The organism is Mediterraneibacter hominis (assembly GCF_014287475.1).
GTDB lineage: Bacteria > Bacillota > Clostridia > Lachnospirales > Lachnospiraceae > Mediterraneibacter > Mediterraneibacter hominis.
Genome location: NZ_JACOPF010000002.1, coordinates 399216 through 422525, shown reverse-complemented (window position 1 = coordinate 422525; position 23310 = coordinate 399216). Strand labels below are relative to the sequence as shown.

Sequence of the window (23310 nt, the reverse complement as noted above, 5' to 3'; positions counted from 1 at the left end):
ATCGTATTTTTGTTACTAATACACATACATTTTATTTTTCTAAAAATATTATTGATTTCATTTTTCAATAATGCTATATTTAAAGAAAATTATGTATGAAATCGTTTCCATGTTCCAAATTAAAAACAAGGAGGATTTTTCTTATGGATTTACATTTAAAAAATAAAGTTATCCTAATAACCGGTGGTACTGCTGGTATAGGGAAAGCTACTGCCTTTGAATTTTTAAAAGAAGGAGCAGAAGTTATCGTCTGTTCCCGTTCTAAAAATAAAATAGACTCGTTTTTAAAAGATGCAGAAAGTAAAGGATTTTCTCCTTCTGCCTTCTCTGTAGATGTATCAAAAGAAAATGAATTAAAAAGCTTTATTAATGAGATTGGTAATACCTATGGTCACATCGATATATTATTTCATAATGCTGCTCTTGGTCATATGTCCTATTTAACACAGTTAAAAAAAGATGCATGGGATACTATCATCAATACCAATCTTACTTCTGCCTGGATGTCCGCTAAGTTCATCCTTCCATTTATGAAAACTGCCGGTGGAAGCATTATTTTAACATGTTCTTTAGCTTCCAAGATCGCAACTACTTCTGTAGGTGTTTATGCCATTACTAAAAGTGGTATCGCCTCTTTGACAAGACTTCTTGCATCTGAATTAGCTCCATATAAAATACGTGTCAATGCTGTATCTCCCGGGGTTATCAGTTCTGATATGGTGAAAGAAACTGTACTGAAAACCAAGGGACTACCATATGCCTGCCATAGTGCTGTTATGCAGCGCATAGGAGCCCCTAAAGAAGTTGCTAAACCTGTAGTATTTTTAGCTTCAGATGCTGCTTCCTTTATTACCGGTGAAGTTCTTGATATATCCGGCGGAAAATTCATTGTCCAAGATCCATGGGCCCCCTGGGAAGATTTCGGCATCAGTGTACCTTATATTTAAATACTAGTTATGGAAGAGATCTGTCCTGAAAACGTAAATTATAAATATTCTTCTATTGCTTTATCAATCACGGTCATCTCTTCCTCTGAAAGACTCCATTCAAATCCTTTTCAATTCTATGGGTGATTACCAGTTATCCTACCACTATCGTATATTCCTTCTGAAATATTTCCCCTGCCTCAACCTGGTTAATCCCAGGTTTTTGAGAAATATCTTCATCAAACCCTTTGTCATCGCACCGTCCTGCCCACGGTTCTAAGCACACGAACGGGGAACCTTTTACCGACCAGATTCCAAAATTAGGAAATCCCTTGCATACTACTCCCGCAAAAGGTGTTCCGTCTTTGTGACACAGCCATGCCTCCTCGATCTGGCCTCCATCAAAAATCATCGTATCCAGTTCAAAAAGCTTATCTGTAATCTTACAAAATCCCTCTTTTAAAAAAAGCGTCTTCTTTGTCTCAGGCAATGCTGTTCCGGTTGACAAGTCTACTCCTATATACTCAAGGCTTTCCTTGCCGGGGAATTTCAGAAAACATTCATTTCTGCTTTCTGCATCCTGTGCGCACCAAAACGCCGGATGTCCGCCGATTGTAAAATACATGGTTTCCTCAGAATGGTTTTTTACTTTCCATTTTACATGAAGCCGGTTCTTTTCCAGCGTATATGTAATATAAAGTTCAAAGTCAAACGGATATACCTCCTTTGTCTCATCAGAAGAACGCAGAAGCCAGACTGCCTCTGTTTTGTCTGATTTTACGCAAAGAAAGTCATTGTCTCTGGCAAATCCATGCTGATAGGATGGATATTGGATTCCGTTAAACAAAACCGTATTGTTCCACGTCTTTCCTACATTGGGAAACAAAATGGGAGAATGACGTTTCCAAAATTCAGGCTTTCCATCCCAAAGAATCTCCTGATTTTTCTTTTTGTCGTAGATTCTTACAGCCTCTGCTCCTCTCTCTACAATTTCTATGCAGAGTCTCTCATTTTCCAGCTTCATCCAGACACCTCCATTTATCAATAGAAACTCTTATTTCCGCACTTATTTTCCTACTTTTATTCTGCGCCCTCTGTGTCAGAGCTTTCTACCTGGATACAGTTATCTGCCAGATATTCTGCTACCTTCTCTGTGAGTATAGCCAGTTTCAACGTGTCTTCGCCGTATTGCTCTTTGAAGGCTTCCACATCCGCAGCTCCGGCTTCTTCAGCATATTTTTCGATTTCCTTTTCATATTCTTCCTCTGACGGCTCTAAATGTTTCTTTTCAGCGAGCAGCTTGACTGCTTCATTTCTCTTCACTGTATTCTGCGCCGCTTTCTCTGCCTGTTCATTAAACTCCTCTTCTGTCATTCCATTCATATAATTGGCAAGGAAATCGCCAAATTCCATCCCGTATGCGCCTGCAATACTCGTATAGTACTCTTTTACCTCCTGTACTTGTTCCTCTACTGCGCCCTTTGGATATTTCTTCACTTCTACTTTCTCTAGAAATACCTCCATCACAGCATTTTCCAGTTCTCCATCTACAGACTCTGTATTTTCTTCTTCCAGTTGTTTTTTAATTTCCTTCTTATACTCTTCTACTGTCTTAGATTCTTCGCTGTTTTCCTGTACCCATTCGTCTGTCAGCTCTGGTGTCTTCATCTGGTAGATCTCATTTATTTTAATATGAAAATCTGCCACTTTTCCTGCCATCTCTGCTGTATAATCTTCCGGAAACTGTACGGTAATATCGAATTCCTCTCCTATATTATGTCCGACAATTTGATCTGCAAAACCTTCATAATCTCCCGTCGCTCCTATATAACCGCTGTTTTCTCCCAGCTCGATTGTTGCGCCGGAGGCTGTTCCGCCCTCGAAAGCCACGCCCTCGATCGTTCCCGTATAATCCATATTCACAGTATCGCCTTCCTGTGCGGCGCGATCTGTAACACTTTCTTTTGTAGCCGCCAGCTCCAAATTACTGTTAATTACATTTTCTATTTTTTCCTCTGTGATCTCCGTACTTTCTACCTGTGGAACTTCCAGATCCTTATACTGGGTAATTGTAATATAATCATTTGAAATCTCACCGCTGCATCCTGCTAAGGATGCTGTCAGCATCAAGCTTATCATAACTGCAATTACTTTCTTTTTCATTTTCGTCTCTCCTTTTATCTTTTTCCCATACGAAGCCTTCTATGCGCTTCCTATATTTATACCACATTTCCTTTTCAGTGAAAAGTTCCTTCCGCAAAAATACACGACTCTTCACCAAAACTATACCCTAAAGGGCACACCGTAACACATTCCCTTCGGGACGGCGGGCTTCGCCCGATAAGGTATACCCTAAAGGGCACACCGCATGTTATTTTTTACAGAAGCGGGGACAACAGTCTGGAGAACTGCTCTTTTGTCCGTATGACGAGTCCTCTCTGATCATAGATCTTTCTTGTCACATGCGTACATTTTGTCATGTCATTTTCGAATGTTCTCTCCAGTCTCTGTACTGTACGCTCACTATATATCACCGCGTTCACTTCAAAATTCAGGCCAAAGCTTCGAATGTCCATGTTCGCAGTTCCCACACATGCCACCATACCGTCCACGCTGAGCGTTTTTGCGTGTAAAAATCCATTGTTATATACATAGCATTTTGCCCCTGCCGCAACCATATCTCCTAAATAAGAATACGTCGCCCAGTACACAAATGGATGATCCGGCTTGCAGGGCACCATGATACGCACGTCCACACCGGATCGGCTGGCAATTTTTAATGCGTCGAAGATCGATTCATCCGGAATAAAGTACGGTGTCTGTATGTAGACGTGATCCTTTGCGCTGTGAATCAGACGAAGATAGTTATCGTGGATCGTTTTTGTCTGTGAATCAGGGCCGCTTGAAATAATCTGCACCGGATCTCTTCCGCGGCGTACATAGTCGGGAATTTCAAACAATCTGTCCTCTAAAAACAGATTTTCCTTCGCCGCATAATTCCAGTCCAGCACGAACCGGACAGCAAGAGAAGTCACCGCCGCCCCCTCTATGCAAAGATGCGTATCCCTCCAATAGCCAAATTTCTTCGTATCCAATCCCAGGTATTCCCGTCCAATATTAAATCCACCGACAAACCCGATTCTACCGTCTATCACGACGATTTTTCTGTGGTTTCGGTAATTCACACGCAGCTGCAGCTGCCCCAGCAGTGCCGGAAAGAATTCTGCTACCTGGATCCCTGCTCTCTCCAGTCTTTCCCAATCCTTATTATGCATTGTACGGCAGCCCATGCTGTCAAAAAGGACGCGGACTTCCACACCTTCCTTTGCCTTCTGAAGCAGGACTTTTTCTATCTCTCTCCACAGTTCATCATTCCGTATAATATAGTACTGTAAATGGATATACCGCTTTGCCTGTTTCATTTCTTCTATCAGCGCCCGAAATTTTTCCTTCCCGTCCGTATAAATGCGCACTTCATTGTTATCCGTCAGGACTGCTTCTCCTGCCTCCAGATTATAGAGAATCAAATCCTTAAACCGCGCCATCTCCGGATTCGCCAGCCTTAACTGCTTTCTATATATCGTCTCCTCCTGCCGACGCACCGCATACTTTAATTCCCCTTCTATTTCTTTTGCTTTAAACATCCTGCTTTTATGAAAATCTTGTCCGATCACCAAATATAAGAGAAATCCCAGAATCGGGATGAAGTAGAGCAAGAGCAGCCAGGTCCATACTGTCTGCGGAGACCTCCTCTGAAAGAAAACAATAACAAGGGACAGCAGTATATTGATAACCAGCAGATTATCCATGATAAAATCATACCCTGCTACCAACAGATTCCATATTGTTTCTGTTACACTCATAATTCGTCAAAAACTCCTTTTCTTCCGCATATCACACTCCATTTTCCGCGTATCAGAAATGGAATAGCAAGTCACATACACAGTATACTCGTTTTGCATAGGAAAAGTAACCCCAAAATATCAAATTGCTTGCACTTGTCCTTAAACAATGATACAATACTACTTGCGAAACAGAGTAATTAGGAGGGTTCTATCGTGAGTACACCATTGATAATAATGCTTGTAATTCTTGTGATATTAATTATCGCAGTCATTGTTTTATATGTAATGGGAAAAAAAGCAGAAAAGAAACAGGCGGCACAGAAAGAACAAATGGACGCCATTGCTCAGACTGTCAGCATACTGGTCATTGACAAAGGCAAGATGAAGTTGCGGGACGCCGGTTTTCCTTCTGCTGTTTTAGAAAATACACCCAAATACCTTCGCCGCACTAAGGTTCCTGTAGTAAAGGCTAAAATCGGCCCCAAGATTATGACCCTGATGTGCGACGCACAGGTCTTTCCTTTGATTCCGGTAAAGAAAGAGGTAAAAGCCGTCATCAGCGGAATTTACATAACCGGAGTAAGAGGCGTTCGCGGCGCGCTGGAGACTCCGCCGAAGAAGAAAGGATTCTTTGCGCGGCTGAGGGGAAAATAAATAGAATACATAAAATACGGCATAGTAATTCGCAACTATGCCGTATTTCTTTGGATAAATTTTGTCTTTTTCTCAAAGGATAATTTCATCGTATTTCTCAGCAAGAAGCTTGTACTGTTCTTCTTCGATTACAATCTTCCCCTTTTTTATACTCAGATAGTTCTGACTTTCCAGTGCATAGATGTGCCGGTATAGAGTTCTCAGATTGATATGCAGCTTTTCTGCCAGCGCTACTCTCGTAAGAGGACAGGTATATGGACGGCGATGGCACGCTTGTAAAAATAAATAATGCCCCAATATATCTCCGGGGGTAAATAAATGCTGTTTTTCTGCGCCTTCCATATTTAATGCTGCGATATTCCCAAGAACGAAAAGCGTCTGAAAACACAGTTCATTATTCTGCTGTATCATCTGTATGAATCTTTCTGTCTGAATTCTAAATACTGTACATTTACTCTCCGCTAAAATATAAGCAGTGTAGTAGTCCGTATGATTCAAGTATTCAATCAACCCTAAAATCTCAAGTGGTTCTAAATATTCGATTATATTGTTGCTGTTCCAGGAAATTTCATTCCACACCGAAACCCGCCCGCTTAGCAGAAAATAAAAGTAATCCAGCGGCTCTTTCTGGTTGAGAATTGTCTCATTTTTTTCAAATATCAGAAGATCCTTAGACGGAACGATTTCCGCAAGCGAAAGCACTGGATTTCTAGTGTTATACTTCTTTTCTAAAATAATCTTCAGAGCCTTTTCCAGATTCGTTTGCATTTCATACTGCCTCCATAAACTGAATCACAAAAATGACATGTGTCATTTTTTGTATTATATAACTATGGTAGATTAATATCAAGTTAGAAAAAAGTTTTGTGAAAAATACACAAAACATATCCGGATATTTTAACTAACCACACAGGAAGAGAGGTAAAAGTAAACATGAAAAACAGATACAAATTGTTAGGTTTTCTGGCGTTTGCCATGTATTTTCTAACCGGTGCTGCGTGCGTTCTTGTCGGAAGCAGCCTTCCGCAGCTAGTAGAAATGTATGGAATCGGACTAGATAAGGTCGCATTATTAGGTTCCGCATATGCCCTGGGGCGTGTATTGACTGTCTATATCACCGGACGTATGGTTGAAAAGATCGGCCCACTCAAAGTCCTTGCAATCGGCGCAGCTTTAACAGGTGCCTTTTTATTAGGAATCCCATTGATTATAAACTTCTATGCAGGAATGCTGTTCGCAGTGCTGGGCGGAATCGGAATGGGAACCCAGGATGCAGTAACTCCGGTTTTACTGAGCATGGTATTTAAGAAGAATTACTCCAGCGCCTTAAGCGGAGGACAGACACTCTTTGGTATCGGTACTTCTGTAACACCTTTCCTGATCGGAATTATGCTCTCAGGAAAACTGCCGTTCTACTACTCTTATTTTGTATTGGCAGCAGTTGCCGTCTTAATCTTTATTCTGACTTTCTTTGCAAAAGAGACAGAGCAGCAGGCAGAAGAGGCTGAAGAACACATCCAGCCGCTGTATACAAAAAAACCTTACGTCGTCTATGTGGGAATCTTCCTTGTTGTAGCTGCGTTCAGCGCAGTATCCAGCGCAATCGGCCTGTATACTTCCAGCTTCGCAATCAGCAGAGGAATTTCTGAGGCTTCCGCAGCATTTATGTTTACTGTATATAATGTAGGCTGCGTAATCGGAGGCGCCGTATTCGTTATTGTTTTAAGATACATCAAGAGCCAGACTGTGCTTCTTATGAACTGTGCCGTAGCCTTTATTGCAATCCTTGCCGCTATGGTTATCAACACGACGCCGGTTTATTTCGTCGGACTGTTTATCGCGGGACTTTTCTTAGGCGTACTGTTCAGCGTTATCGTATCTATCGCTACGCGTATCGGATATAAAAGAATCAGTGTCGCAAGCTCTTTAGTCGCAACTGCAAGCGGTTTTGCAGATTTCTTCACACCAGTTATCACAGGAGCAGTTATCGCCAGCCTGGGCATTGATTTCTCTTATATCTTTGCTCTGATTATGTTGGCTGTATGTATCATTGCGGCAGCGGTAGTAAAACTTTCCACTTCCGAAACAGAAGTGTAAACCATGCCTTTGTGCAGGTATATTTTATCGAATCATATATAAAAGGAGACTATTATTATGGAACAGAAAAAGAAAATTATTATTGATACAGATTGTGGATCTGATGACGCAATGGCGATTGCAATGGCATTAAATGACCCAGCTTATGAAATTGTAATGATTTCCACCGTTTCAGGAAATGTGCATGTAGATCAGGCAACGATCAATACATTGACAACGATCGAATATGCCGACACTTACGAACCGCCTGTATATAAGGGTTCAGACAAAATGCTTCTGAAAGAGCTTATCTATGCCCATGAAACACATGGAAATGACGGAATGGGTGATATTGGGCTTGTTCCAAAACGATTAAAAGCCCAAGAAGGACATGGCGTTCTAAAAATGCTGGAACATCTGCGCAACAGTGAAAAGGGAGAAATCGACATCGTCGCTCTCGGGCCTCTTACAAATATTGCGCTTGCCCTCCGTCTCGATTATGAAGCGATGCAAAAGGCAGGACGCATCATCATCATGGGAACTGCCGGACTGGGCGCAGGAAATGTAACGCCGGTGGCTGAATTTAACATATGGCAGGACGCAGAAGCAGCCAAGATTGTTACGGAATCCGGACTAGACCAGATTATCTATGTAGGATGGGATGCCTGCCTGGGCGACAGTATGTTGAACCCACAGGAAATTGACAAAATCAGGAACGGAAGTACGCTTGGCAAATTTGCCATTGACTGCAATAAAGACTTAATGGAAATGAATAAGGAGCGCTTTGGAGATGCCTATCTTGACATGGCAGATCCATCTGCAATGGCAGCAGCTCTTTATCCGGAATGTATTGATAAATGTGACAAGTATTACTGCGAGGTAGACGTTACAAATGGGCCAAGCTATGGTTCCATGCTGGTGGATGTAAATTACTTCTCCGGTAAAGAACCGAATGTATATATTTGCAGTAAGCTGCATCCAGATAAATACAAAGAATATATTTACAGGACCTTGCGAGTGGAGTAAACGATAATGAACATATTAAATTTTGGTTCCCTGAATATAGACTACGTCTATGAAGTCGAACATTTTGTACGAAAGGGAGAAACCATATCCTCTAAAAATCTGCGTGTTTCGTGCGGAGGAAAGGGACTGAATCAGTCTGTCGCGTTAAGCCGAGCAGGATTACATGTATATCACGCGGGAATGATAGGAACAGACGGTACATTTCTGGAGGATATTCTAAAAGACGCTGGTGTCGATACCCGTTATGTTATGACCTCCGAGCAAACCCGAACGGGAAATGCGATCATTCAAAATGACGCCCAGGGAGATAACTGCATCCTGTTGTACGGAGGAGCAAACCAAGCTGTTACACGTGAATTTATAGATTGTGTTTTACAAAATTTTGAAAAAGATGACTGGCTGCTTCTGCAAAATGAGATAAATGAAATTCCCTATATCGTGGAAAGTGCACACAAAAAAGGGATCCATATTGCGCTGAACCCATCTCCGATGGACAGTAAGATTTTTGATATAAATCTGAAGCACATCAGTTGCTTTATTCTAAATGAAATTGAGGCACAGGAATTAATAAAAGATACCGGAAATGACAATGTGCTTTTAAAAAAGGTACATGCTGCTTTTCCTCATGCTGAAATCGTACTGACACTGGGTGAACGGGGTGCTCTGTATCTGGGGAAAGAAGGCCATATCACACAAGAAAGCTATCCTGTCACAGCTATAGATACGACCGCTGCCGGAGATACCTTCACAGGATATTATCTGGCAGGGCAGTTAAAAGGATTCTGTGCGAAGGAATCTATGCAAATGGCTGCCAAAGCGGCCTCTATCACTGTCTCACGTAAAGGCGCGGCTCTGTCCATACCTAAAATAGATGAGGTTTTAAGCACAAAATAGGAATAGGATAGAACAAAATAGAAAGTATGGTAGGAAAACCATACTTTCTATTTTTTACTGTCTGAATATACTTATAAACTGACAAATGTCATTTTTCAGCCATTCTATTTGTGCTAAAGTAACATTAAAATCAAGAAGCAACGAAAAACATTGAGCATTTTTTACATAAGAGGGGAATTATGAAATACAAAACACACTTCCTAAAACATGATTTTTCTATGCTGGCAATTCTGGTCATTCCTATAGGCGTAGCTGTGAACTTTGTAGGAGGTCAGACCGCTGCGATTCTAAAGCTCCCCTTATATCTGGATGCCATCGGAACTATGTTTGTTTCTATGTTGTGCGGTCCCTGGGTTGGTGCGGCTGCGGGAGCACTGTCAAATTTGGTATCCGGTGTTATCAATCCATCTGTCTTGCCTTTTATCATAGTAAATATAGGAGTAGGGCTTGTAACCGGATTTCTTGCGAATAAAAATATGTTTTCTTCCTGGTGGAAATGGCCCATTTCTATATGCATCATATCAGCAATTACAATTATCCTTTCCGCCCCTGTTGTTGTTTTATTATACGGCGGAATTACCGGAGGCGGAACTTCCATCATCACAGCTGTCGTAATGGCGGCGGGTGTCAATATATGGACAGCCTTTCTGGGAACGGAAGGCATCTTTACTGTATTAGACCGAATCTTGTCTTTTATTATATGCCTGTCTGTCATACGCTGTATTCCTCCCCGTATACTGATTAAATATAAATGCGGATGTACCTTTATCAAAAACCAGAATAAACTTCCGCCTATGTAGGAATCATCAGCCATACAGTGAAAGAAAGGGTGACCGGTTATGGAAACAAACTACACAGAACAAATACAAATCTATAAAACAAACAAAATCGCAGCACTCTATCCCACAGCAAAACTAATTATTGTTGTCCTATATATATTTTGTACACTGGTAATCGGAACCGTCAGAATAACAAGTTTATCTTTACCGCTGCTTCTGATCCCCGAATTTGGTATTGTTGTGTTTCTGCTCATAGTAAGTGAAATCTCCAAAAATGGTTACAATATTTTAAAAGATATAATAAAATTTGCAGCTATTATCTTCTTCGTACAGGTTTTTTTAATCCCCGGAGGAAGACTCGTTTTCCGCATCTTCTTCCTGACTCTATATGAGGAAGGAATAAGATCCGGTATTTCCCTGGCATTTACTCTGCTGAATATAGCAGGTATTTTTATCTGGTTTTTTCAGACCACAGAAACCAAAGAAATCATTCGTGCACTGGAAGACTCTGGCGTCCACTACAAAGCTGCTTATATTATGCTCTCCACCTTTCAAATGATTGATGTCCTTTCACAAAACAGTAAGACGATTCTCAATGCACAAAGAGCACGCGGCATCGAAACCGACGGAAACCTTCTCCTTCGGATAAAAGCTTTTATCCCCGTACTGCTCCCCCTGTTTCTGACCGCTATAACCGGTGTCGAAGAACGAGTATTGGCTTTAGAGACAAAGGGCTTTCTGGTAGAATGTCCCAAGACCCATTTATTGAATGTAAAACGCAGCGGACATGAAGCATATGCGGTCATGGTTGCCGCCTTATGCACTATATTTATACTGGCAGGGAGGGTAATGTTATGTTTTCTATCATAGAGTGTAGAAATATCACCTATTATTATCCTTTAAGCAGATTTCCAGCTCTTATCGACATCAATATTGCCCTGGAAGCTGGGAAAATCTATGGAATTCTCGGGGCTAATGGTTCCGGTAAGACAACCTTTTGTTCTCTTCTGAGAGGTTTTGTACCTGCATTTTATCAAGGTACTTTGACTGGCGAGGTACTATTGAAAAATAAACCCCTTTCCGATTACGGCGGATTGCTGGCTAAAGAAATCGGTTATGTATTCCAAAATCCTTTTACACAGTTAAGCGGGGTAAAGGATACTGTATTTGAGGAGGTAGCATATGGCCTGGAAAATATAGGAGCTGATGCCGATACCATAGAGCCCAGAGTTATACAGGCTATGGAAAAGACAAATATCAAAGACCTGGCGTTAAAGAATCCTCTCCATCTTTCCGGCGGCCAACTGCAACGCACCGCGCTTGCCTCTGTTCTTGTACAGGAACCAGACATTTTAATTCTGGATGAGCCTACCAGCCAACTAGATCCACAGGAGACAAGGAATGTATTTGATATTGTAAAAGCATTAAAGGAACAGAAAAAAACGGTGATTATTGCGGAACATAAAACGGATCTGATTGCAGAATATGCAGACGAAGTCCTTATTTTTGAAAAGGGACGATTAACGAACAGGGGGAATATAAATCACATTCTCTCCTCTCCTGATCTGATAGACAGAGGCGTCCTTCCTCCGCAAGCGGCACTTTTGAGTAATAAATTAAAACAATATGGGATTTCCTTTGATTCAATTCCCATAACCTATGACCAGGCACTTAACGTAATCAACAGACTACTGCATACAGAAAAGAGATAAACTATGAAAGATATTCTATTTCAAAATGTAAGCTTTTCTTATCCTGACAGCGGATCTGTCCTCGAACATATAGATTTAAAAATAAATGGAGGGGAGCAGATCGCTTTGATAGGGCACAATGGAGCAGGAAAGAGCACCCTCGCGAAGCTTATAAACCGTCTTTTGTCTCCCACTGATGGAAACGTCTGGATCGGTGACATGAATACAAAAGAATATACAGCTGCAAAAATCGCGCATCATGTTGGGTATGTATTTCAAAATCCAGACGATCAGATTTTCCATCCCTCAGTAGAAAAGGAAGTAGGCTTTTGCAGAAAAATAGTAAGGCAAAAAGGACAGAATGTCAGAGCGCAAATCGATGCAGCCCTTCATATTACAGGTATGGAGAAATACAGAACGAAAAATCCATTTGAGCTTCCCCTCTCTCTGCGAAGATTCGTAGCTATGGCGTCTGTATTAGCCATGGATCCAGATATTTTTATCTTTGATGAGCCTACAGCCGGTCAGGACTTGGCTGGGCGGAATACACTGATAAATATTTTCCGGGACTTAAAAGAAAAAAAGAAAACTGTGATCGTCATCTCACATGATATGGAATTTGTCTTTGAAAATTTTGATAAGTTCATCGTAATGGCAAATAAAGGAATACTTTTCTTTGGTACACGTAAGGAAGCTTTCCAAACCCCTCAGCTCTTTAAAAAGGCGGGCCTGGAGCCGCCCGGCATCCTCAGACTCTGCCGGCATTTAGGTATAGAGGCAGCAGATGTTGAAACAGCCGCAAGACAGATCTACGATAAATGGGTGGGCTTACCATAATATTATATAGTTTCAACTCCTTCTGTAACAGTCTCTTAAAAAACTCTTGATTTTTTTAAATTCTCAAATATAATAAACTGCGTAAAAGGAAACGCCTTGCAGGCTTTGAATGCTTGTAAGGCGTTTTTCTTTTCTGTGATTGTAAGTGGTCAAATAAATCTTCAAGGACTAAAAGATTTCTTCATTTATCTTCCTTACAATTTTACCATTGCGCTCCCCATTCAAATGTTGGTTGCAGCACCATTTTCCACTTGCGCGCAGTGCGCATCCCGCCCGGAGGGTTTTATTGTATAGGGAACGGAGTTTCCTATACAATAAAAGAGTTAAACAGTAATATTCCCTTATCTTAATAAAGGCTATTCCATTACTATTTAACTCTTTACTTCTCTCAAAAAACTGTTTTATCAAACCGGAAAGAATAAATTACAGTGTCCCTTTTTTATCTGAATTCTTAACTCAATACAGAAAAATTTTTACTGTCTTTTGATGTAATATTCATTTTAATTCGGCAGTCTGCCATCGGCTCATGGTTGACATCCAGCTCGTAATCCACCAGCACGTCTATCTTCTCTTCTGTCACGTTAATTTCCATACTGCGGGTATTTAAGCCTACAAGCATCTGCCCGTAAGGAGTCCGGTAATAGGTAAGGTTTTTCTTATTTTTTTCAAAAACCATATGTGTATTAGACGCCCCTGTTTTCATAATTTCCAGGCTGTCTGTACCAGTAATCTTTATTTTATTTTTGATTGTCCCTGCCATTCCCTTCAGTACTTCATCATAGAGAATATAATGCTTTCCATTTCGAAGGTAATAGCTTGCGGGAGTCATAACCTCAATCGCATCCTCTTCTTTGAAAGCCGGCGCCATCATATCCAGATGAAGCCCGGAAATACTTACGATTACATCTTTTGTCATATCTTAATATTCCTCAATATTTACTACATTTGTCGTCGGCACATCAAACGGCATAACCGTGTTGGCAAACTTACGGAACTTTTCTGCCGCATCACTGACGTAAAATTCATAACGCTTACATTCTCCGGCAGCTCCGTCATTTTCTATTCCTTGCTGTTTCAAAAGCTTTTTCAAATCCATTGCCGTTTCATAAGCAGGATTTACAATCTGTATTTTATCTCCCATGAAGGCGCGTATCTTAGAACGAAGCAGCGGATAATGCGTACACCCCAAAATCATAGCGTCAATCTCTGTATTTCTCAGAGAATCCAGATAGTACTCTATTACTTCCTCTGTCACCACATGTTCCTTAAATCCTTCTTCCACAAGGGGTACAAACAGAGGGCAGGCTTTTTCCAGAACCACTATATCCGGCGCCATCTTGTGGATTACTTTGGTATACATACCACTTTGCACTGTAGCATCGGTTCCCACCACGCCTACTTTCCGATTCTGTGTCACCTCAACTGCCGCACGTGCTCCAGGAATTACCACCCCGATAATCGGAACTGCAAACCGTTCCTGTACAGACTCCAATGCAAGCGCACTCGCTGTATTGCACGCAATCACAATTGCCTTCACCTGTTTTGTCTGGAGGAAGCGAATGATCTGTTCTGAAAAACGAATCACATTATTCTGAGATTTGCTTCCATATGGAACACGCGCTGTATCTCCAAAATATATAATATTTTCACAGGGCAGCTGGCGGGAAATCTCCCGCATTACTGTCAGACCACCTACTCCGGAGTCAAATACACCGATCGGCGCTGATTTCTTTTCTGTCACCTTCACTTTATTTATCCTCTCCTAGATAGCCAATACTTTTGATATTTCATACTGATATTCTGGAATTGTCTTCTTCATCGCAAGTGCTTCTTCTATATCAAAGTCCACATACTGTCCCTTCTTATACCCAACTACGCGATTTGACTTTCCCTGACATAACAAATCCACTGCCATAGCCCCCATTGTAGAAGCATATACTCTGTCTTTACATGTCGGGCTTCCGCCGCGCTGCATGTGTCCAAGAATTGTTGCCCTTGTCTCAATACCAGTTGCTTCCTCAATTCTTTTTGCCATGTTGATGGAATCACCGATTCCTTCGGCATTGATAATAATATAGTTCTTCTTGCCGCGTTTTTTGTTCTCCAGGATATCGTCAATTAACTCCTGCTCGTTGAAATCCTTTTCTTCCGGCATAAGAATTTTTTCTGCTCCATTTGCAATTCCACACCACAAGGCCAGGTATCCTGCATCCCTTCCCATAACCTCTATAATGCTGCACCGTTCATGGGAAGTGGAAGTATCACGCACCTTATCAATAGCTTCCATAGCCGTATTCACTGCTGTATCGAAACCGATCGTATAATCTGTACACGCAATATCTAAGTCGATCGTTCCAGGAATTCCTATTGTATTCACTCCAAGATTTGCCAATTTTTGCGCACCCGCGAAAGAGCCGTCACCTCCAATAACGACCAATCCGTCTATACCGTATTTCTTACAAATCGCCGCTGCCTTCTGCTGTCCTTCTTCTGTACGCATAGACTGGCACCTGGCAGTCTGTAAAATCGTACCACCGCGTTGGATCGTGTCTGATACATCCCGCGCTGTCAAATCTATAATTTCTTCTTTCAACAACCCATGGTACCCTCTGCGGATTCCACGCACCTTTAATCCGCGCGCCAATGCGGTTCTGACAACTGCACGGATTGCCGCGTTCATACCCGGTGCATCTCCTCCACTTGTCAACACACCTATGGTACGGATCCTGTCCTCGATTTCATCCAGCAGTTTTGCCTTATCCACTGCTGTCATATTTTCTTTTGTCTCTGCCATGTTTCAATTCCACCTTTCCCAAAAATAATAACCTAAACCCATTTTTGCCTTTACAGCAATACTGATGCCAATATACACTGACATTATTGATTAAATTTTAACACTTTGGATAATATTCTACCCCATTTAGAAATGGTTTTCAATAGCTTTTTCTACCACTTTTATCCTGTTCTCGCCGTAATGATTCATCAATCTTCCTAAGATTTCCTGTCCAATTCGAATGTTGCGGTTTTTCGGCAGGCGTTTTACCGCCCGTTCTTTTGCACAGTAAATCACCACCTCGTCCTCTCCTTCTGAATCTGCCAGGTATCCGTATATAATCTGCTCATTTTCCAGATACGCTGCCTTATCGGGGAACTGAATCCAAAGCTCTTTTTTCGTCTTCTCGAAAGGAATTATCTTCTCGCAAATCAGCTTGCTCGCCCTCTCGTCCTCCTCGGATACTCTGCCGCGTATAAATACTTTATTGTCGATTTCCAGGTATTCTCTGTTCTTTTCGTAGTCTCTGGGAAATACAACAACCTCCACTGTCCCAAGCAAATCCTCCACTGTCACGAACGCCATCATCTGGTTTGTCTTTGTATGTTTTACTGTTTTGTCTGTAATCATTCCCCCTATGATTTCCTTCACCCCGTCATGCACTTTCGTGCGTCCGGTTTCTTCATCCGGCTGGAAATCCAGTGTAGTTGCAGAAATTACTTTTTTCCACTTCTCCTCATATTCTTTCAGAGGATGTCCGCTGATATAGATTCCAAGCACTTCCTTCTCAAAGGCGAGCAGATTCTCTTTTGAATATTCCCCTACATCCGGCAGTTTGATCTCAAACTCGCTTTTCTGTTCTTCATCTACCAGATCAAACAGTGTCATCTGTCCGGTCATCGCATACTTTTTCTCTTGATTGACATGCTCCATAATCTGAATATAAATACTCATATACTGTTTCCGCGTTCCACCAAGGCAGTCCAGCGCACCGGACTTAATAAAGTTTTCTATTACTTTTTTATTTAATATGTCTTTCACTGACATCCGGCTGATAAAGTCTTCCAGATTCTTAAAAGGACCAAATTCTTTTCTCTCTGCTTCAATCAACTCTATCACTGGTTTTCCAATACTTTTGATCGCGGCCAGTCCATACCGGATGTTACCGCCATCCACAGAGAAGCTTGCAATGCCTCTATTAATGTCCGGAGGAAGTATGTGAATATCCATCTGCCGGCAGGCATAAATATATTCTGCCACTTTAGGAGGATTTTCAATCACAGACGTCATAAGCGCAGCCATAAATTCTACTGGATAATAAAATTTCAGATAGGCAGTTTGGTAGGCGACAACCGCATACGCAGCGGCATGAGATTTATTGAATGCATACTTTGCAAAATCAATCATTTCATCATAAATCTTGTTCGCTGTCTTTTCATCGATCCCATTGTTTATACAGCCTGGTACTCCAGTCTTTTCATCCCCATATACGAAAATCTGGCGTTCCTTTCTCATAACATCGCCTTTTTTCTTTGACATTGCACGACGGAGCAAATCACTTCTCCCCAATGTGTATCCTGCCAGATCACGTACAATCTGCATAACCTGTTCTTGATACACAATACAGCCATACGTAGGCTCAAGAATCGGTTCTAGCTGTGGGCAGTCATAGAAAATCGACCCTGCATCATTCTTCCCTTTGATATACTGTGGGATGAAATCCATCGGCCCTGGACGATAGAGGGAAATTCCGGCAATAATGTCCTCCAGGCTATGGGGCTTTAATTCCTTCATAAAGCCTTTCATTCCTCCACTTTCCAATTGAAAGATTCCATCTGTCTTTCCGGTACCGATATACTCTAAAACTGCGGTATCATTATAGTCAATCTTTGTCATATCCAAATCCGGCGTTTTCTTTCGTGCCATCTGTACCGCATTTTGGATCACAGTGAGCGTACGTAAGCCTAAGAAATCCATCTTCAAAAGCCCCAGCTCCTCCAGCGTTGTCATAGTAAACTGTGTTGTGATTGTTCCGTCAGAAGCACGGGAAAGGGGAACATATTCATCCGCGTCCTCCTGACAGATTACAACGCCGGCAGCATGCATGGAGCTGTGCCGCGGCAATCCTTCCAGGCGTTTTGCCATATCGATCAGATATTTTACCTGCTCGTCACTCTCATACGTTCTTTTCAGCTCCGGATTTTCCTTCATCGCTTTGTCAATCGTAATATTTAATTCTGTAGGAATCATCTTTGCGATTGTATCCACAAAAGCATACGGCAAATCCATAACTCTTCCTACGTCGCGGATGACTCCGCGCGCAGCAAGTGTACCGAAGGTTACAATCTGCACAACGCGGTCTTTCCCGTATTTACGTACTACGTAATCAATCACTTCTTGTCTGCGCTCAAAACAGAAATCTACATCAATATCAGGCATAGAGACACGCTCAGGATTCAAGAAACGCTCGAACAGCAACTGGTACTTAATCGGATCGATTGTTGTAATTTCCAGGCAATAAGACACAATGCTCCCTGCCGCGCTCCCTCTGCCAGGTCCTACAGAGATACCGTGGTCTTTGGCATATTTGATGAAATCCCATACAATCAGGAAGTAGTCTACATACCCCATATTTTTAATGGTGGTAAGCTCATATTCCAGACGCTCTTTCAATTCATCCGAAGGATTGCCGTAATGCTTTTCAAGCCCTTCATAGCATAGCTTCTGCAGATATTCCCACGACGTAAAACCGTCTGGCACGTCATATTTTGGAAGTTTTGTCACTCCAAACTCAATCGTTACATGACACCTGTCTGCAATTTTCTGCGTATTTTCCAACGCCTGCAGAGCATATGGGAATAACGTGCGCATCTCTTCTGGAGATTTTACATAATACTGCCCGCCTTCATACCGCATCCGGTTTTCATCAGCGAGCTTCTTTCCCGTCTGGATACACAGAAGAATATCATGTGCTTTCGCGTCCTCTGCATAGGTATAGTGGACATCATTGGTAGCTACCAGTTCAATCCCCAGCTCTTCAGACAATCTCAACAGGCGCTGATTTACCATTGTCTGTTCTGGTATGCCATGATCCTGCAGCTCCAGGAAATAATTCCCCTCTCCAAAAATATCTCTGTATTCCAGGGCTGACTTTTTTGCTTCTTCATACAGTCCTTTTGTCAGATACCGCTGTACCTCTCCTGCCAGGCAGGCGCTTAATGCAATAATCCCTTCGCTGTACTCACGAAGCACTTGTTTATCTACACGCGGTTTATAATAGTATCCTTCTACAAACCCTTTTGAGACAATTTTCATCAGGTTTGCATAGCCTGTATTATTTTCTGCCAGAAGTACCAGATGATAATATCTGTCCTCTCCGCCGGAAATCTCTCTGTCAAATCTGGAACCTGGCGCCACATAGACTTCACAGCCAAGAATCGGGTTAATTCCTTGTCTCTTCGCTTCTCGATAAAAATCAATGACACCGTACATTACCCCATGATCTGTAATTGCCGCGCTGTTCATTCCCAGCTCCTTCACACGTGCTACATATTCTTTTATCTTATTGGATCCATCCAGCAGACTGTACTCTGTATGGACGTGTAAATGCGCAAAATTCATGTTTCACCTCTCGCTGTTCTTTCGATACAAAAAGGGCGTTCCCGTCGGGGAACTGCCCTTATAACATGCCTGATTCAGCTGCCGGAACCAGCTTTGCCTATTGACCGCCGTTCAGCATGAAATTGATCAGCTTATCTGTATCCTCTTTCTCATATGCAATAATCTCTAATTCCGGAATTTCTCCATTAGAAAAAATATTTGCCATAGATACATACTGGGAAAGTTTGGACTTCAGATTCAGTCTGTCTCCCTCTCCTGTTACCAGCTCTACTCTTCCTTTACAGGAATCTACTACTTTAAAAAATGCGTCTATGTCTGTAATATTTTGTACTTTCATCTTACAATCTCCTTTCTGATCCTATATAATGGATATTTCACCTGACAGAACTATATCTGTTTTCGGTGTTTCTATTGCTATTATACCCTATTTACAAGGGATTGCAAGATATATTCCTGAATTTTGTCTTTTTCTTCGTCTAATAAATCTCCAGTTCATCCATCAGCAAAGAGAACGTATATTTAGCGCCTCCGACCAATGCCGGATCTCTTCTGCTCTCTCTGACTCCCACTGCCGCCCGTACCCTTTCAGCCTTTTCTTTCTCACAATACTTGGCGACTTCTTCTTGTAAAGCACACAAAAACTCTCTTGTAGTAGGCATCTCATCGCCTATATTTACCATATCTAAATCCAGCCAGTTTAAAATCTGTGCAATAAAATATCCAAGATGATATATACATTCTCCGTACACCTGTCTGCATAAAGCGTCCTTTCTGTTATATCCTTCTATCACATCACGTATGTTCAGATTTTTAACGGATTGAATATAAGAATCCGGATACTTTACCTTTAATTCCTCTGCACGATGCAGGAGCACCGGAACTGTCGCAACATCTTTATATGTCTTATCACTGTCTCTTTCGATTTTCATATCCTGAATTTGTCCGCACAGACCATTCATCCCATACATAATCTCACCATTGACTATCACTACACTCTCCAGGTCATAGCTCATCTGTATATTTACCATAGTAGCATAATTATTTTTGTTTTCTTCTGTCTCATAAAAACACTCCCATGCTTCATATGCAGAAAAATTGGCAGCACGATTTACAAAAACCTTATAGTTTGTTTCATCGTGCAGTACTTTTCCAATATGGCAATATTTGCCTCTCATTTTGTCCCATACAAAATAGTCATTTTTGATAAAACGATAAATGTGTTCTACTCCCACCATTATACAAACTATTTTTTCTTTATCTGCAACTTTTTCAATTTCTTTTAAATGTAATTTTATTAATTTTATTGCTTCTCCGATATTATCATCTGATTCAAAAAAAATTTTTTCTATATATAAACATTCAATATTTATATTATACAGGGCAATTTTCACATATACTCCTGTTATTCGGACAACAACGGCATAGAAATCTTCCGCCATTGTAAAGCTTTTCACTTTCCGGCCATTCCCTCCATCCATTATTCCATGCTCTTTTACGATTCCCTGCTGCAGCAGCTCCTGTAAAATTATGGTAATGGTAGCCGGCTTAAGTCCCGTTTCCTCTGCTAACTGTTTTCTGGAAATGGGACTGTTTTTCCATATCAATTTTAAAATCAAACTTCTGTTGTCTTGTGAGGTAGTGAAAGAATTGCTCCCTTTTTTCTTCATTCTTTTTAATGTAACTGCTCTTGGATCGTATATATTTATTTTTGTCATAATATCGTTTCTTTCTATAATAATCAGGTAAATTATAAAATTGTATCAAACTTTATATCCAATTTGCAGTTCATTTCTTTTACGCCTGTGGCAGAAGTCAACAAAATATTGGAAGCCGGTCTTCCCTCTCCCGTGCGGATAAATAGTTTCGCTTCTCTGGAAAGTTCGACAAATTCCGGCATTGATACTTCTGCATGTGTCTGATTTACAAAAAATTTTTGAATTTGATTATAATATTCTGTGTTATACTGTTTCATGAAATCAAAAATAGTATAGTCCTCTACAATGATCTCATTCAATACCGCTTTCAAAACCTGCATAAAAGTCGGTATTCCTTCTGCCAAAGACACGTCAACTACCGTCGCCCCCTTTGGAATCGGAAACCCAATATCACAAATAACCAATTTATCCTGATGTCGAATTTTCGCAAGTTCACCCACTAGTTCTGCGTTTAAAATCCCCGTCTTTTTCATATTGCTCCTTTCTGCTGTCCAATGTTCAGCATTCCATTTTCTCCCTTTTATTATTATGAAATACTCTGATACTAACAATAAATATTGCTGTTAAAATGAGAATGAAAACTCCAGAGCCTGTTGTTAATGTGTGAATTCCCCACCGCCGTATCACAAAGCCTCCAGCCACACTCCCAATGATACTGACAAAAGTCAGATTCATAGCGTTAATTGTCTGAGCCGTCGTTATTACTTCTTTCGGAACAATCTCAAAAATATAGCTTGGCCCCAGGCTATAAAAGAATCCTCCTGCCAGACCTGAAAACACCATAATTCCAAGTACTCCCGGCAGATTTTCTGCAAATTGATAGCATATGTGTTCTATCCCAAACAAGAGCCCCGGCATAATCATGATATAACGAATTGGAATTTTTTTAGACAGTTTTGCCCCCAGAAACATAGAAGCAATTTCCAGCAGTGCACGGAACCCTGTTACCGTTCCCACATGTTCCGGCTGGCATCCCGCGGCTTCCAGCACATACGGCATAAAAATAAGAGTCACTGAAAGATATATATTTAACCCAAACGCATACAATAAATAAAATATAAACTGCCGGTTGGCAAATAACTCCAGAAAAGGAAGCCCTCTTGTATTATCGCTTTCTTGTTTTTCTGTATTCTTTTCCTTCTTTTTATTCAGACAAAAACAACTCAGCACAAACAATAATGGAAGCATAAAATAAAACGCAGTCTCTGTATCGCAGTATGTGCCTATCAGTATTCCTAAAATAACCGATACGAGCGAATACCCTGCTGATCCCCACATACGTACACTTCCATACTGTATTCCCTGCGGAGATAACGTACCGATACACCAACTGTCCAGCAAAGAATTGGATGCCTGTTTAAATATAAATATAGCCGGTATATAAATATACAGTATAGATATATTCTCTCTGAACAGACTGCTTATTAACGGCAGGCCTGCAAATAGTATTGTCGTTCCTGCTGCACTCAGCCAGAATGTAATTCTGGCTGAGTGCAGCAGATCACTGACCATTCCCCAGACAGGTGATGCGAGCATCCCTGCGAGAGACGCAGCTGATACAATCATACCAATCTGCGAACTGGTAATTCCCAAATCTTTTAAAAATACTGTCTGATATGTTGTAAATGAGAAAATCCCAAAATACAATGCTTCGATTAGCGCAAATTTAATATAATCCTTTTTTACTCCTTTTTTCATTCCGTTATCCTTATATCAGCGTACCTCCTGTACAATCTATGACGGCTCCAATCATTTGCCGAAAAAGCGGAGATGCCAGGATAACTGCCGCATTTCCCATTTCTTCCGGCGTTGCAAATTCCTTTGCAGGCAAGAGCTTTCTTACACGTTCCGTACGTTCATCCCCGTCTAAATGTCTCTTTTCTGTTTTTACATACCCCGGAACAATTCCATTTACATAAATTCCGTACCGAATGAACTCTTTTGCCATTCCTCTGGTTAAAGATACAAGCGCTCCTTTGTTAGCGACATATGGCAGATTATGTATACTGCTTGACAGCAGTGCAGATTTAGACAGCACATTGATAATGTGTCCTCCTCTTCGCTCCCCAATACAATATTTCAAGAAGCCCTGACTCATGTAAAATACCGGATCCAGAATCCCTTCCTCCGCATCTTTCCATTCTTTTACTGTATATTCCTGAAATGGTTTCATTACAATTCCGCCAGCCGCATTATTTACCAGTATATCGACCGATTGAAAATGCATAAATAGTTTCTCATATAATTTTTTCACTTCTTCTGCCCGAGAAATATCTGCCCGAACAACATATGCTCTGATGCTATATTTTTCTTTTAATTGTTCTGCAAACTGCTGCGCCCCCTCAGCATCAGAACGGCAGTTTACGATCAAATTCACTCCCTCTTTTGCAAATGCCCGACAGATGCCGGCTCCAATTCCCTTGGAGCCGCCTGTCACAATAGCTGTTTTCCCTTTCAGCATTAAATCCATATT

22 protein-coding genes are annotated in these 23310 nt (G+C 41.2%); 9 read left to right on the top strand and 13 right to left on the bottom strand.

Features of this window, described 5'->3' with window-relative positions; all coding sequences use genetic code 11:
* The first annotated feature begins 143 nt into the window (after positions 1 to 143).
* A complete protein-coding gene (locus H8S37_RS11490) occupies positions 144 to 947 on the top strand; it encodes an SDR family NAD(P)-dependent oxidoreductase (RefSeq protein WP_186876207.1) in 804 nt (267 codons plus the stop codon).
* Positions 948 to 1080: 133 nt separating this feature from the next.
* Here H8S37_RS11490 and H8S37_RS11485 read toward each other — a convergent pair whose 3' ends face one another.
* The 3 genes from H8S37_RS11485 to cls all read right to left on the bottom strand — a co-directional run bounded on the left by H8S37_RS11485 (position 1081) and on the right by cls (position 4789).
* Complete coding sequence (locus H8S37_RS11485) at positions 1081 to 1950, bottom strand: aldose 1-epimerase family protein (protein ID WP_186876206.1); 870 nt, start codon at positions 1948 to 1950, stop codon at positions 1081 to 1083.
* Between the two features lie 56 nt (positions 1951 to 2006).
* Positions 2007 to 3089, bottom strand: a complete 1083-nt coding sequence (gene tig / locus H8S37_RS11480) for a trigger factor (RefSeq protein ID WP_186876205.1) — start codon at positions 3087 to 3089, stop codon at positions 2007 to 2009.
* 215 nt (positions 3090 to 3304) lie between these two features.
* Positions 3305 to 4789 (bottom strand): cardiolipin synthase, encoded by a 1485-nt coding sequence (gene cls / locus H8S37_RS11475; RefSeq protein ID WP_186876204.1) that lies wholly within the window; start codon positions 4787 to 4789, stop codon positions 3305 to 3307.
* 195 nt (positions 4790 to 4984) lie between these two features.
* On the opposite strand from cls, the gene H8S37_RS11470 reads away from it, so the two are divergent.
* Positions 4985 to 5425: a hypothetical protein gene (locus H8S37_RS11470; protein ID WP_186876203.1), complete on the top strand. Its 441-nt coding sequence runs from the start codon at positions 4985 to 4987 to the stop codon at positions 5423 to 5425.
* Positions 5426 to 5497: 72 nt separating this feature from the next.
* Here the strand turns inward: H8S37_RS11470 and H8S37_RS11465 are convergent, their stop codons facing one another.
* The gene (locus H8S37_RS11465) at positions 5498 to 6193 is read right to left on the bottom strand and encodes a Crp/Fnr family transcriptional regulator (RefSeq protein ID WP_186876202.1); all 696 of its coding nucleotides are present in this window, start codon (positions 6191 to 6193) and stop codon (positions 5498 to 5500) included.
* 165 nt (positions 6194 to 6358) lie between these two features.
* Here H8S37_RS11465 and H8S37_RS11460 point away from each other — a divergent pair, with 165 nt between their 5' ends.
* The 7 genes from H8S37_RS11460 to H8S37_RS11430 all read left to right on the top strand — a co-directional run bounded on the left by H8S37_RS11460 (position 6359) and on the right by H8S37_RS11430 (position 12728).
* Positions 6359 to 7522 carry an MFS transporter gene (locus H8S37_RS11460; RefSeq protein ID WP_186876201.1) on the top strand — a complete coding sequence of 388 codons (1164 nt, stop codon included), beginning with the start codon at positions 6359 to 6361 and terminating at the stop codon, positions 7520 to 7522.
* A gap of 57 nt (positions 7523 to 7579) precedes the next feature.
* Complete coding sequence (locus H8S37_RS11455) at positions 7580 to 8527, top strand: nucleoside hydrolase (protein ID WP_186876200.1); 948 nt, start codon at positions 7580 to 7582, stop codon at positions 8525 to 8527.
* A 6-nt stretch (positions 8528 to 8533) separates the two neighbouring features.
* Positions 8534 to 9421 (top strand): ribokinase, encoded by an 888-nt coding sequence (locus tag H8S37_RS11450; RefSeq protein ID WP_186876199.1) that lies wholly within the window; start codon positions 8534 to 8536, stop codon positions 9419 to 9421.
* Between the two features lie 179 nt (positions 9422 to 9600).
* Positions 9601 to 10221 carry an ECF transporter S component gene (locus H8S37_RS11445; RefSeq protein WP_186876198.1) on the top strand — a complete coding sequence of 207 codons (621 nt, stop codon included), beginning with the start codon at positions 9601 to 9603 and terminating at the stop codon, positions 10219 to 10221.
* Between the two features lie 39 nt (positions 10222 to 10260).
* On the top strand, positions 10261 to 11070 hold the full coding sequence (locus H8S37_RS11440; protein ID WP_186876197.1) for an energy-coupling factor transporter transmembrane component T: 810 nt from the start codon (positions 10261 to 10263) through the stop codon (positions 11068 to 11070).
* The gene (locus H8S37_RS11435) at positions 11055 to 11912 is read left to right on the top strand and encodes an energy-coupling factor ABC transporter ATP-binding protein (protein ID WP_186876196.1); all 858 of its coding nucleotides are present in this window, start codon (positions 11055 to 11057) and stop codon (positions 11910 to 11912) included. The genes H8S37_RS11440 and H8S37_RS11435 overlap by 16 nt, the downstream gene beginning before the upstream one ends.
* Before the next feature lie 3 nt (positions 11913 to 11915).
* Positions 11916 to 12728: an energy-coupling factor ABC transporter ATP-binding protein gene (locus tag H8S37_RS11430; protein WP_186876195.1), complete on the top strand. Its 813-nt coding sequence runs from the start codon at positions 11916 to 11918 to the stop codon at positions 12726 to 12728.
* Between the two features lie 451 nt (positions 12729 to 13179).
* Here the strand turns inward: H8S37_RS11430 and H8S37_RS11425 are convergent, their stop codons facing one another.
* The 9 genes from H8S37_RS11425 to H8S37_RS11385 all read right to left on the bottom strand — a co-directional run bounded on the left by H8S37_RS11425 (position 13180) and on the right by H8S37_RS11385 (position 23307).
* The gene (locus H8S37_RS11425) at positions 13180 to 13644 is read right to left on the bottom strand and encodes a DUF1934 domain-containing protein (protein WP_186876194.1); all 465 of its coding nucleotides are present in this window, start codon (positions 13642 to 13644) and stop codon (positions 13180 to 13182) included.
* 3 nt (positions 13645 to 13647) lie between these two features.
* Positions 13648 to 14469: a glutamate racemase gene (gene murI / locus H8S37_RS11420; RefSeq protein WP_408631375.1), complete on the bottom strand. Its 822-nt coding sequence runs from the start codon at positions 14467 to 14469 to the stop codon at positions 13648 to 13650.
* A gap of 21 nt (positions 14470 to 14490) precedes the next feature.
* The gene (pfkA, locus tag H8S37_RS11415; RefSeq protein ID WP_243207174.1) at positions 14491 to 15522 is read right to left on the bottom strand and encodes a 6-phosphofructokinase; all 1032 of its coding nucleotides are present in this window, start codon (positions 15520 to 15522) and stop codon (positions 14491 to 14493) included.
* Between the two features lie 126 nt (positions 15523 to 15648).
* On the bottom strand, positions 15649 to 19122 hold the full coding sequence (locus H8S37_RS11410) for a DNA polymerase III subunit alpha (RefSeq protein ID WP_186876192.1): 3474 nt from the start codon (positions 19120 to 19122) through the stop codon (positions 15649 to 15651).
* A 97-nt stretch (positions 19123 to 19219) separates the two neighbouring features.
* The gene (locus H8S37_RS11405) at positions 19220 to 19459 is read right to left on the bottom strand and encodes a hypothetical protein (RefSeq protein WP_059066472.1); all 240 of its coding nucleotides are present in this window, start codon (positions 19457 to 19459) and stop codon (positions 19220 to 19222) included.
* Positions 19460 to 19598: 139 nt separating this feature from the next.
* Complete coding sequence (locus H8S37_RS11400) at positions 19599 to 20837, bottom strand: ROK family transcriptional regulator (RefSeq protein ID WP_186876191.1); 1239 nt, start codon at positions 20835 to 20837, stop codon at positions 19599 to 19601.
* Positions 20838 to 20869: 32 nt separating this feature from the next.
* Entirely contained in the window at positions 20870 to 21310 is a 441-nt protein-coding gene (rbsD, locus tag H8S37_RS11395) for a D-ribose pyranase (RefSeq protein WP_186876190.1), read from the bottom strand.
* A gap of 25 nt (positions 21311 to 21335) precedes the next feature.
* Positions 21336 to 22535 carry an MFS transporter gene (locus H8S37_RS11390; protein ID WP_186876189.1) on the bottom strand — a complete coding sequence of 400 codons (1200 nt, stop codon included), beginning with the start codon at positions 22533 to 22535 and terminating at the stop codon, positions 21336 to 21338.
* Between the two features lie 10 nt (positions 22536 to 22545).
* Positions 22546 to 23307 carry an SDR family NAD(P)-dependent oxidoreductase gene (locus tag H8S37_RS11385; protein ID WP_186876188.1) on the bottom strand — a complete coding sequence of 254 codons (762 nt, stop codon included), beginning with the start codon at positions 23305 to 23307 and terminating at the stop codon, positions 22546 to 22548.
* Between the last annotated feature and the right edge of the window lie 3 nt (positions 23308 to 23310).